General features: G+C 54.1%; 9 protein-coding genes. 1 reads left to right on the top strand and 8 read right to left on the bottom strand.

The features are described from left to right. Positions 1–138: 138 nt before the first annotated feature. Positions 139–1,392: a serine hydroxymethyltransferase gene (gene glyA, locus LC431_RS08760; RefSeq protein WP_015689472.1), complete on the bottom strand. Its 1,254-nt coding sequence runs from the start codon at positions 1,390–1,392 to the stop codon at positions 139–141. 332 nt (positions 1,393–1,724) lie between these two features. Here glyA and hmpA point away from each other — a divergent pair, with 332 nt between their 5' ends. Beyond that, complete coding sequence (hmpA, locus tag LC431_RS08755) at positions 1,725–2,915, top strand: NO-inducible flavohemoprotein (protein WP_223509715.1); 1,191 nt, start codon at positions 1,725–1,727, stop codon at positions 2,913–2,915. A 64-nt stretch (positions 2,916–2,979) separates the two neighbouring features. On the opposite strand, the gene LC431_RS08750 is transcribed toward hmpA, so the two are convergent. The 7 genes from LC431_RS08750 to LC431_RS08720 all read right to left on the bottom strand — a co-directional run bounded on the left by LC431_RS08750 (position 2,980) and on the right by LC431_RS08720 (position 10,984). After that, complete coding sequence (locus tag LC431_RS08750; protein WP_166859946.1) at positions 2,980–4,383, bottom strand: cytochrome c; 1,404 nt, start codon at positions 4,381–4,383, stop codon at positions 2,980–2,982. Between the two features lie 10 nt (positions 4,384–4,393). Continuing rightward, positions 4,394–5,995 carry a GMC family oxidoreductase gene (locus tag LC431_RS08745; protein WP_013574353.1) on the bottom strand — a complete coding sequence of 534 codons (1,602 nt, stop codon included), beginning with the start codon at positions 5,993–5,995 and terminating at the stop codon, positions 4,394–4,396. A gap of 26 nt (positions 5,996–6,021) precedes the next feature. Beyond that, positions 6,022–6,543, bottom strand: coding sequence for a sorbitol dehydrogenase family protein (locus LC431_RS08740; RefSeq protein ID WP_013574352.1), 522 nt, complete (start codon positions 6,541–6,543; stop codon positions 6,022–6,024). Between the two features lie 419 nt (positions 6,544–6,962). Next, positions 6,963–7,301, bottom strand: a complete 339-nt coding sequence (glnB, locus tag LC431_RS08735) for a nitrogen regulatory protein P-II (RefSeq protein ID WP_013574351.1) — start codon at positions 7,299–7,301, stop codon at positions 6,963–6,965. A gap of 154 nt (positions 7,302–7,455) precedes the next feature. Then, positions 7,456–8,793, bottom strand: a complete 1,338-nt coding sequence (gene glrR / locus LC431_RS08730) for a two-component system response regulator GlrR (RefSeq protein ID WP_013574350.1) — start codon at positions 8,791–8,793, stop codon at positions 7,456–7,458. Next, complete coding sequence (gene qseG, locus LC431_RS08725; RefSeq protein WP_013574349.1) at positions 8,790–9,545, bottom strand: two-component system QseEF-associated lipoprotein QseG; 756 nt, start codon at positions 9,543–9,545, stop codon at positions 8,790–8,792. The genes glrR and qseG overlap by 4 nt, the downstream gene beginning before the upstream one ends. Further along, a complete protein-coding gene (locus tag LC431_RS08720; protein ID WP_015689470.1) occupies positions 9,545–10,984 on the bottom strand; it encodes a HAMP domain-containing sensor histidine kinase in 1,440 nt (479 codons plus the stop codon). The genes qseG and LC431_RS08720 overlap by 1 nt, the downstream gene beginning before the upstream one ends. Between the last annotated feature and the right edge of the window lie 322 nt (positions 10,985–11,306).

Raw genomic sequence — 11,306 nt, 5'->3', positions numbered from 1 at the left:
TTTGACAAAGCTCACAATCGCTAGCAATCCGCAGACGCTTTCATACTCCCGTAATGTCTGCCAGCTCACAAATTCTGATACATGCCCATAAAAAAACCCGCCGTAGCGGGTTTTAGCAGCTTAACGGCTTCGCAAATATTACGCGTAAACCGGGAAGCGTGCACAGATGTCGAGAACTTTCTGTTTAACGCGTTCGATCGTTGCTTCGTCGTTCACGTTGTCCAGCACGTCACAGATCCAGCCAGCCAGTTCGCGCACTTCAGCTTCTTTGAAACCACGACGGGTCACAGCCGGGGTACCGATACGCACACCAGAGGTCACAAACGGGCTCTTCGGATCGTTAGGTACGCTGTTTTTGTTCACAGTGATGTTAGCGCGACCCAGAGCAGCATCGGCTTCTTTACCGGTCAGATTCTTATCGACCAGATCCATCAGGAACAGGTGGTTGTGCGTGCCGCCGGAAACCACTTTGTAGCCGCGTTCCAGAACTACAGCCACCATTGCCTGTGCGTTTTTAGCCACCTGCTGTTGGTAAGCTTTGAACTCAGGTTCCATCGCTTCTTTCAGTGCTACCGCTTTACCGGCAATCACGTGCATCAGCGGGCCGCCCTGACCACCCGGGAAGACAGCAGAGTTCAGTTTTTTGTAGAACTCTTCGTCGCCGCCTTTCGCCAGAATCAGACCGCCGCGTGGGCCAGCCAGCGTTTTGTGCGTGGTGGTGGTCACGATGTGTGCGTGTGGAACCGGGTTCGGGTAAACGCCCGCAGCAATCAGACCGGCAACGTGTGCCATGTCAACGAAGAAGTAAGCGCCAACGCTGTCGGCGATTTCACGCATTTTTGCCCAGTCAACGATACCGGAGAATGCAGAGAAGCCGCCGATGATCATTTTTGGTTTGTGCAGTTCGGCCTGACGTTTCACGTCTTCGTAATCGATGTCGCCGCTTTCGTCGATACCATAAGGCACCACGTTATACAGTTTACCGGAAAGGTTAACCGGTGAACCGTGCGTCAGGTGACCGCCATGGCCAAGGTTCATCCCCAGAATGGTGTCGCCCGGTTGCAGCAGTGCGGTATACACCGCGAAGTTTGCCTGTGAGCCGGAGTGCGGCTGAACGTTGGCAAAATCTGCACCGAACAATTCTTTTGCACGGTCGATAGCCAGTTGTTCAACGATGTCGACGTACTCACAGCCACCGTAATAACGTTTGCCCGGGTAGCCTTCTGCATATTTGTTGGTCAGTTGCGAACCCTGAGCCTGCATGACACGCGGGCTGGTATAGTTTTCTGACGCAATCAGCTCGATATGTTCTTCCTGACGAACAACTTCTTTTTCCATTGCTGCCCACAGCTCAGCATCATAATCGGCAATGTTCATTTCACGCTTTAACATCCGCATCTCCTGACTCAACAAACTAAAAATAAACGCCCCTTCCGGGTTCTGCGCCACAGTGTAAATGTTTAAGCGGCCTTCGGATAGGGTCAGTTTGAGGTTTTTAGGCAAACGATTGGCTCCAGATACAGCAAGGCTTTGATCTGCGAACATCTGTCCATAATCAAGGGATAAATATTCACCTGAACATGTACAAATTTCAGCTTTGTGACTCAGCCCCTGTCGGGAAAAGCCCTTACCCCTTTAGGGGGTGTTTACAGAAATAGTGGGTTTATATAAGATGCATTTAAAATACATGTTTAAATAAAATCATCACAGACAAGGTGTTCACCATGCTTGATTCAGCCACTATCGCCACCGTTAAATCCACTATTCCTTTGCTCGCTGCGACCGGTCCGAAACTGACCGCACACTTTTATGACCGTATGTTTGCGCATAATCCCGAACTGAAAGACATCTTCAATATGAGCAACCAGCGCAACGGCGATCAGCGTCAGGCGCTGTTTGATGCCATCTGCGCTTATGCCGCTAATATTGAAAATCTGGCGGCGCTGCTGCCTGCAGTGGAACGCATCGCGCAAAAACACACCAGCTTCACCATCCAGCCTGAACAATACAATATTGTCGGCGCTCACCTGCTGGCAACGCTGGATGAAATGTTCAGTCCGGGTCAGGAAGTGCTGGATGCATGGGGCAAAGCCTATGGCGTGCTGGCGAATGTGTTTATTAACCGTGAAACCGAGATTTATCAGGACAGCGCAGAAAAAACGGGTGGCTGGCGCGGCACGCGTGAATTCCGCATCGCCGAAAAACAACCGCAGAGTGAGCTGATTACCTCTTTCCTGCTGGAACCTGTCGACGGTAAACCGGTGGCCGACTTCCAGCCGGGGCAATATCTGGCGGTATATATCCGCGATGCCTCACTGGAAAATCAGGAAATCCGCCAGTATTCCCTGACCCAGGCACCGAACGGCAAAACCTACCGCATCGCGGTAAAACGCGAAGGGCAAGGTGCCGTATCCAACTTCCTGCATAATTTTGCGCAGCCGGGCGACATCATTCATCTTGCTGCCCCTCACGGTGATTTCTTTATGGATATCAGCGATACCACGCCGGTGGCGCTGGTTTCTGCAGGTGTTGGTCAGACGCCGATGTTGGGTATGCTCAATACGCTGGCAGAACGCGGACATCATGCGCCGGTACAATGGCTGCACGCGGCTGAAAACGGTGCCGTGCACGCATTTGCCGGTGAAGTGACAAGCGCGCAGAAAAACCTGCCGCAACTGGAAAGCCATGTCTGGTATAACCGGCCACAGGCGAATGATTTACCCGGTGAAGATTTTCAGTATGAAGGGCTGATGGATCTGAGCAAAGTCAGCGCACAGCTGAGCGATCCGGCGATGCATTTCTACCTGTGCGGTCCGGTCGGCTTTATGCAGTTTGCAGCGAAACAACTGCTGGCGATGAACATCAGCGAAGCCAACATTCATTACGAATGTTTCGGTCCGCACAAAGTCCTTTAATCCCTGCACGAAAAGAAAAGGCTGACACAGAATGTCAGCCTTTTTTATTGCTGTTCAGTACAGATTAATGACGACGTCGGCGACGTACAAAGAACAGCGCAATCAGCAGGATAACCACAAGTCCCGCAATGCCCATGCCCCAGTGCGCCAGTTCAAGCAACGGCGAAGGTTTGCCACCTGCACGCAATTCTTTCACGCGGTCAGATGTCACTTTCGCCTGATCGTTACCAAACTGCCGCAACAACTGATTGCTCAGCGTAGCGACCTGCGTATCCGACAGTAAATGCTCAAACGCTGGCATCGCGACATCTTTGCTTTCCGGCCCGCGCTGCACGCCATGCAGAATCGCCATCACCAGGTTGTCGCTGTTCAGGTGCCCGAGCGCTGTATTATTGATCAGCGACGGCAGGCCACCGTCCTTGCTGCCACGGCCGTCGGGCTGATGGCAACTGGCACAATAGCCATCATAAACCTGCCAGCCACTCATTTTATCGGCATCAGCCGGACGCGGAACACCACGCAAAGTATCGGCATAATTTGCCGGTGATCCGAACTGGTCTGCGGCTCTCGCCTGCCCTTGCTGACTGACCGGCGTGGTCTGTTTCAGCCAGACGGCAATTGCCTGCAAATCGCTGTCACTCAGATGGCTGAGGCTATGGTCGATCGCTTCCGCCATCGGCCCTGCCGCCTGCGCTTTACCCGGCGCGTGACCGGTTTTCAGGTAACCGGCGATCTCACCGGTGCTCCAGTTGCCAATCCCGCTGACCGCATCCGACGTAATGTTCGGCGCGAACCAGGTGCCCAGACTGCTGCCGCCCAGCGCTTTATCGCCCTGCTCGGCCATCAGCGCATTACGCGGCGTATGGCAGGTGCTGCAGTGCGCCAGTGCCTCGCCGAGATACGCGCCACGGTTGACCTGATCGCTTTTCGACGGATCGGCTTTAAACGCGCCTTTTTCGAGGAACAGTAAATTCCAGCCTGCCATCGACAAACGCACGTTGAACGGGAACGGCAGCGCCGTCGGCGTTGACGGCACATCCACCGGCTCCACGCCCTGCATAAAGTAGGCGTACAGCGCTTTCATGTCGTCATCGCTGATTTTGGCATACGAGGTGTACGGCATCGCCGGATACAGATTCGCACCATCACCGCGCACGCCATCACGCACCGCGTGTTCAAATTGCTCCAGCGTGTAATTGCCGATACCGTCTTTTTTAGACGGTGTAATGTTGCTCGAGTAAATAGTGCCCAGTGGCGTTGCCAGTCCGAGGCCACCGGCGAACGGTTTGCCGCCTTCGGTGGAGTGACAGGCCACGCAGTCCCCGGCGACCGCGACATATTCGCCTTTCCTGATCAGCGCATCCTGTTCCGGCGATAACGCGGCATAAGCTGTGCCCGCCGTCAGGCTCAGGCCAAAGGCCAGCAACGCGCCCGTCAGACGTTTTTGAGTTAAACGATTCAGAGTCATGTCAGTCAGCCTATAGCGCAGTTTTGGCAAGATGATCAGCAGTGCGTAACGCCAGTGCGACAGCGGTCAGCGTCGAATTGACCGTGGCCGAGGTCGGCATGACACCGGTACTGGTGATGAACAGATTTTCATGGTCATGAGTACGTCCGAACGCATCCACCACGGAATCTTTCGGGTCATGCCCCATGCTCATCGTGCCGGTAATATGCTGGTTGTTGCCATAAACGCCCGGCTTGCTGAAGCGCAAATTGGTGCCGCCCATCAGTCTGGCGATCTCGGTATATTCCTTCACTGCGCGCGCCATACCGCGATGCACATAATCGTCCATGTGGTAAATCGCTGCCGGTTTCGGGATACCCAGTTTGTCTTTTTTGTCGCTGAGAATGATGCGGTTATCGTAATTCGGCAACTGCTCCATCACGTTTTTCAGGCTGGTCTGGTGCGAGGCACGGCGACGAATTTCGTTATCCAGGCTGATGCCGTAAACGCCTTCCGCCAGCAGATCTTGCGTTACCGACTGCACCTGAGATGAGTTGGCGATATCGATACGGAACGAGGCGTAATCTTTACGGAAATCGCCGTCGCGCAGGCTGTTGATAGACGCCGGACTCATTGGCCCGCGCCCCGCCCACAACGGTTCTTCGGTTTCGAAGGTCAGTGAGTTACTCGGGTGATCCATCAGATGACGCCCGACGGTGCCGGAACTGTTTGCCAGCCCGTCAGGATATTTATCGCTGGCGGAGATCAGCAGCAGTTTCGGACTTTCGATGCCGTTCGCCGCCAGCACAAAGTTTTTCGCCGTAACTTTATGTTCGCCTTTATCCGGGTCGTAATAATGCGCGGCAACAATACGGCCTTTCTCATCATGCTCCAGACGGTAAACCACCGCGCTGGTGATCAGTTTTGCACCCGCCGCTTCAGCCGCCTGCGCGGCGATGCCGCCGTGATATTGCGCGTCAATCGGGCAAATCGGCATGCAGTTGTTGTTACCACAGCAGGCAGGACGGCCGTCATAGTTACGGCTGTTACGGGCGGTGGTGTTAACGATCACCTCATAACCGCCCGGTGCCAGACGCTCGCGGAAACGCTGTTGCAGCCAGGATTCAGCGACCGGTTCCATCGGGAAGGGCTGGCTGCGCGGTGAACCGTTATTCGGCGCACCGGACACGCCCATTTTCACTTCGGCTTCGTAATAAAACGGTTCCAGCTCTTCGTACGACAACGGCCAGTCACGCCCGACGCCGTACAGTGTTTTAATCTTCATATCATTAGGCAGAACACGCCATGCCTGCGCCGCCCAGTGCCAGGTCGTGCCGCCCATAATGCGGATGTATTCCGCCGGGAAAGGATACGGCCCCTGCTGTTGCAGATAATCATTATCTTCCGGTTTATATACCGGATGCGGTGACCAGTCCGAGTACGGATATGGCGACATAAAGTCTTTTTTGCGCGGCGAATTACGGAAGTTTTCAGTCAGCGTACCGCGATCAATACGCGGGCCGGATTCGAGAATAATGACGGAGATGCCCTGTTTTGCCAGACGCTGTGCGACCAGCGAGCCGCAGATCCCCGAGCCGATGACGACGACGTCAGCGGAAAGTTGTTCACTCATTGTTTAACCCTTTTTGAACGTTATTTTCAGACAGGCTGTTTTGCCCAGGTGCCGTAAGCGCCGTAGGCATAACTCGGCGGATTGAGGTGATCGCGAACCGCAACATTCATCAGCGCATTTTCATACGCCAGACAAACCGCCTGTTTGCCATCGCCGACCACACCGAGATACCACGCCTGAAGAATGCTGCGCGGCAATTTCGCCAGCGCGGGCTGCTGTGCATCGAGCGCTTTTTGCAGTTCAGCGGCATCAATGTGATTCGCCGTAATAAACGCCTGCAACGCCTGAACCTGCGCGGTGAAGTCCGGATACAGCGCTAACATCGTCTGGTAATAACGTTCAGAAAGGGCCAGGTCCAGCCGGTCGTGACCGGTCAGATACAGCGAGAGTTGGGTGAAATCCTGTTTTGCCTGTGACAAACCGGCAACCGGCGCGGCATAGACCGGGCTGAGCAGCAGCTTATTCATCAACGGAACGGAAAGCGCCGCCAGTGCGCCCCCTAAAAATACGCGCCGGGAAATGCGTATGGGTTTTTCTGGTTGTGACATTGCAAAGCCTTCTGAATGGGTGTGAAAACCACGATCAACGGAGATCAATCCACACCAGTTCCGGCCGCCTGATACTTTCACCCTGAATTGTTTTAGTGGGTGATTACAACGTATCTGACAGGTTATCTGAACTGGTATAACAACAAACGTGATTTTACTCTCACTTTTTCAATGAAGTCACAATAAAAACCCCACAAATTTCACACAAAACTAACAAATAGCATTTTTTGTGGTTATTGGCGGAGAGGAACTTTGGGGGCTGATGAACAGAATTAACCGCTAAGAACTGGATAAACAAAGAGTTGAGAAGTGATGTGGTTAAAAAAAGATTGGTATAACAAGACAGGAAGGAGGAAACGGGGAATAACAGAGGAAAAACTCAGGGCCGGTAACATCGTATTACCCGCCCTGATGAAACATTAAATCGCTTCTTCGTCCTGCTCGCCGGTACGGATACGCACCACACGCGCCACATCAAACACGAAGATTTTACCGTCGCCGATTTTACCGGTCTGCGCGGTGGTCATAATAGTTTCCACGCAGGTATCCACGATGTCATCCGCCACGACAATTTCGATTTTCACTTTTGGCAGGAAATCGACCATGTATTCCGCACCACGGTACAGTTCTGTGTGACCTTTCTGACGGCCAAAGCCTTTCACTTCGGTCACGGTCATCCCGGTAATCCCGACTTCAGCCAGTGCTTCACGGACATCGTCGAGTTTGAATGGCTTGATAATCGCATCAATCTTTTTCATGGCGGACCCTTATAATCATTCGTTTGCTCTCCGCCTTCCTGAGCGGCAGCATGGTTCACAATCTGGTTTCGGATGCCGGAGGCATGCGAAGGCGCTAAAGGTATCATAGTTCAGCGGCAGGAATGTACCTCAAGCCTCTGAAAGTAAATTCCCGTTACTCTTTAAAATCGGTCGCTTCTAATTCATGACGGGACAGCAACTTGTAAAACTCGGTGCGGTTACGCCCGGCAATACGTGCTGCCTGCGTCACGTTGCCTTTGGTGATTTGCAGCAACTTGCGCAGATAATTCAGCTCGAACTGATTACGTGCATCGGCAAACGTTGGCAGCGCGGTATTTTCACCTTCCAGCGCCTGTTGCACCAGCGCTTCGCTGATCACCGGTGCAGACGTCAGCGCCACACATTGCTCGATGACGTTCACTAACTGGCGCACATTGCCCGGCCAGCTGGCAGCCATCAGCCGTTTCAGCGCATCCGTCGAAAAACTGCGCACAAAAGGTTTATGTCGCTGCGCCGCAACACGCAGCAGATGATTGGCCAGCAGCGGAATGTCTTCTGATCTTTCACTCAACGTCGGCAGCTTCAGGCTGACGACATTGAGGCGATAAAACAGGTCTTCGCGAAACTCACCCTTCTCCATCGCTTTTGGCAAATCACGGTGCGTCGCAGAAATAATGCGCACATCCACATCGACATCCTGATTGCTGCCCAGCGGGCGCACCTTGCGTTCCTGCAACACGCGCAGCAATTTCACCTGCAGCGACAAGGGCATATCGCCGATTTCATCAAGGAATAACGTGCCGCCGGTCGCTGCCTGGAAAAGACCTTCACGGCTGCTCACCGCGCCAGTAAACGCCCCTTTGGCATGACCGAATAATTCGGATTCCAGCAACTGTTCCGGCAATGCGCCACAGTTAATGGCAATAAAGGCTTTCTTGCCGCGCGGGCTGGCACCGTGAATGGCCTGCGCCAGCACTTCTTTACCGGTGCCGCTTTGGCCGTTAATCAGCACGCTGACATCAGACTGTGCGACCATATTGGCCTGTTCAAGCAGACGCAACATAATCGGGCTGCGGGTGACAATCGATTCGCGCCAGCTTTCATCGACTGACGGGCTGGACTGCGCCAGCGCTTCATCGATAGCTTTATACAGCGCATCGCGGTCAACCGGCTTGGTGAGAAATCCAAATACGCCCTGCTGGGTGGCGGCGACCGCATCGGGAATAGAACCGTGTGCCGTCAGAATGATCACCGGCATGCCGGGCTGGAATTTCTGGATTTCGGCGAAAAGCGCCATGCCGTCCATTTCATCCATGCGCAAATCGCTCAGCACCAGATCAATACGTTCGCGATGCAGCAAACGCAACGCTTCAGCGCCGCTTTCCGCCGTGGTGACGCGAAAACCTTCGCTGGTCAGGCGCATGCCCAACAGTTTTAACAGGCTGGGATCGTCATCAACCAGCAATAAGCTGGCAGCTTTACGTATCGTCATTTGGCGTTCTGATCCTTAGCGGGCGGCGCATAGGTTTCGGCAGGTTTGACCGGCTTACCGGATGTCGCTTTCGCAGGTACGCTGGCGTCGTTATCCGGCAAATCTCCCTGAATTTGTTTACGCGAGGAAAGCTGACGCTCAATGTCGGTCAGGTTTTCCAGTTTACGCCGCGTATCCGCAAGATTGTTTTCCAGCACCTGCTGTCCGGCGATCATCGTCTGAAGTTTTTCTTCATTCATCACCTGCTGACGGGCATTGCGGGCTTTTTCATCCCCCAGCACCACCTGCAAATTCTGACGTTCACGCCATAACTGCACCAGCGGGCGAATCGAACCCGGCATCTGGCCACGGTACTCGCTCACTTTCGCCAGCAATGCGCGACGCTGTTGCTGATCGGGATCCGCACCGGCAAGCAGGATGCTTTGTTTAAACACCTGTTCCCAACTTGTGGCCGGGATCTGCTGCGCCTGGTAACGCGCCTGCGCATCACTCATCCGGTCAGCGCAGTCCATCGCCCGTAACCAGTACAGCGAATTGGTCAGCGCGTCGCTGTCATCCAGCGCCCAGAGGGTTTCACAGGGCGCAATGCGAAAGTCGATCACTTTGCTGTCAGGCACGACCTGATCGGAAACTTGCTGATAATAGGGGTTACTGGCGGAATGCGGCGCGCAGCCTGCAAGCACCAGCGGTATGCTCAATAAGATTACCCGGCAGCGTAACAACACATGCAGCCAGCCTGAAAATTTCATCATTATTCATTCTTCTCAGCCGTCAGGGGCAATTCGATACGAAAACAGACGTCCGCATCCTCAACGGCAACCAGTTGCAGCTCTCCATGCATGCGGCGAATACAGTCCTGAGCAATACTCAACCCCAGACCGCTGCCTTTTACAGCCCCTTTCCTCTGCTGGCTACCCTGGTAAAAAGGTTCAAAAATCATCGTGCGCTCGGCCTGCGGGATCGGTATTCCGGTGTTCGCCACCTCGATTATCACCCGTCCGTTTTCCTGCCGGCTACGGACCCAAATAGTACCGGATTCAGCCCCGTAGTGCACCGCATTGGAATAGAGATTATCCAGCACCCGCCTCAGTAAGGTCGGTTCCGCCAGACACCGGGGTGCACCGATAATCACTTCACTGCGGATTTTCTTGGCGCGGGCGGGCAGGCTGTTAGCCGTTACGACGTCATCCACCAGCGCTTTAAGATCGACAAACACACTCAGCGTCGGCGCATCAGCCAGCTTGCGGTTGTAATCGAGCAGTTGTTCAATCAGCGTTTGCAGGTGACGGCTGCTGCTATTGAGGATAGCCACCACCTCTTTTTGATCCGGCGTCAGCGGCCCGGCCACTTCATCTGCCAGCAGTTCGGTGCCTTCACGCATACTGGCGAGCGGGGTTTTAAGTTCATGAGAAATATGGCGCAGGAATTCGTGGCGCTGTGATTCCAGCCAGGCAAGACGTTCACTCAGCCAGACGATGCGCTGCACCAGCGAGCGGATCTCCCGCGGCCCTTTAAAACGGGTCACATCGCCCAGATTACGCCCTTCGCCCAGCCGGTTGATCATTCGTTCAACACCTTTCACCGGCCCGATAATCATGCGGGTGAACAGCACCACCAGCGCGCCACTGAGCAGAAAAAGTACCAGCGCCTGCCAGCCAAAGAACTGACCACGTTCGGCAATCGCGCGCTGGAGTTGCTGTCCGCGCGAGAACACCACTTCCCGCGTCGCCTGTACCATTTCGGCATTGGTGCGCGAGAAATTTTCCAGCCGTGCAGAGGAATCTTTATCCGGCGAGTTATTCAGGCAGGCCGGTTGTGTCAGTTGAGTCAGTAAGGTGCGCAACGTCTGGTAATAGCGTAAATCCGGCAGCACAGACGCATGGGCATCCAGCAACTGGGCATATTGCTTGTGCTGATTCTGATAAAGGCGGGAAAGGGTCGGATCGTCAAGGACGCAATACTGGCGGTAGCTGCGCTCCATCTCCAGCGCGATGCCGGACATCGATTCACTGCGACGCGCATCACTCAGCGTGGTGCGGTTGATACGCGCCGCCTGCCGGCTGAGTTGATCCAGGCTGTCATAGGCCTGATAGGCCAGCACCAGCAACGGCAGCATCACCAGCAGGAAAGCCATTAAGACCAGCTGACGTAACGAGCCGGGGAATAAACGTCCTCTTTTCAACGCATTCATCTCATTGACCACAGATAACGTCATGCTAGCGGACAACGGTTTGAACAGCCAGTGTCAGAGAGGATATGTAAAAGGATTGGGAAACAAAAAGGCAGACTTCAGAGGGGTTGGTGTTGCAGAACATCCTGACGGATGTTCTGCAAACCGGAAGAGGTGGTGCCTCACTCAACGTGTCGTTCGATGTTTGATAACGTGCTTGCGCAACGATTATCGGTCGGGTGAACGATAGGCACCGTTTCTTTGGCGTCATTCGGACATTATGAGCATATCAACGCTTTCGCGTGAGCCAATCATAATCAGGTGAATGAGCAACTGCCCGATT

This window comes from Rahnella sp. GSA61A (assembly GCF_019969905.1).
Lineage (GTDB): Bacteria > Pseudomonadota > Gammaproteobacteria > Enterobacterales > Enterobacteriaceae > Rahnella > Rahnella aceris.
Note: the sequence above shows the minus strand (reverse complement) of the source record. Positions and strands in the feature narration are given on the sequence as shown.

Excerpts from the sequence above, each read along its gene's own strand:
- glyA (WP_015689472.1), bottom strand. The coding sequence starts at position 1,392 with ATGTTAAAGCGTGAAATGAACATTGCCGATTATGATGCTGAGCTGTGG.
- hmpA (WP_223509715.1), top strand. The coding sequence starts at position 1,725 with ATGCTTGATTCAGCCACTATCGCCACCGTTAAATCCACTATTCCTTTG.
- LC431_RS08750 (WP_166859946.1), bottom strand. The coding sequence starts at position 4,383 with ATGACTCTGAATCGTTTAACTCAAAAACGTCTGACGGGCGCGTTGCTG.
- LC431_RS08745 (WP_013574353.1), bottom strand. The coding sequence starts at position 5,995 with ATGAGTGAACAACTTTCCGCTGACGTCGTCGTCATCGGCTCGGGGATC.
- LC431_RS08740 (WP_013574352.1), bottom strand. The coding sequence starts at position 6,543 with ATGTCACAACCAGAAAAACCCATACGCATTTCCCGGCGCGTATTTTTA.
- glnB (WP_013574351.1), bottom strand. The coding sequence starts at position 7,301 with ATGAAAAAGATTGATGCGATTATCAAGCCATTCAAACTCGACGATGTC.
- glrR (WP_013574350.1), bottom strand. The coding sequence starts at position 8,793 with ATGACGATACGTAAAGCTGCCAGCTTATTGCTGGTTGATGACGATCCC.
- qseG (WP_013574349.1), bottom strand. The coding sequence starts at position 9,545 with ATGATGAAATTTTCAGGCTGGCTGCATGTGTTGTTACGCTGCCGGGTA.
- LC431_RS08720 (WP_015689470.1), bottom strand. The coding sequence starts at position 10,984 with ATGAATGCGTTGAAAAGAGGACGTTTATTCCCCGGCTCGTTACGTCAG.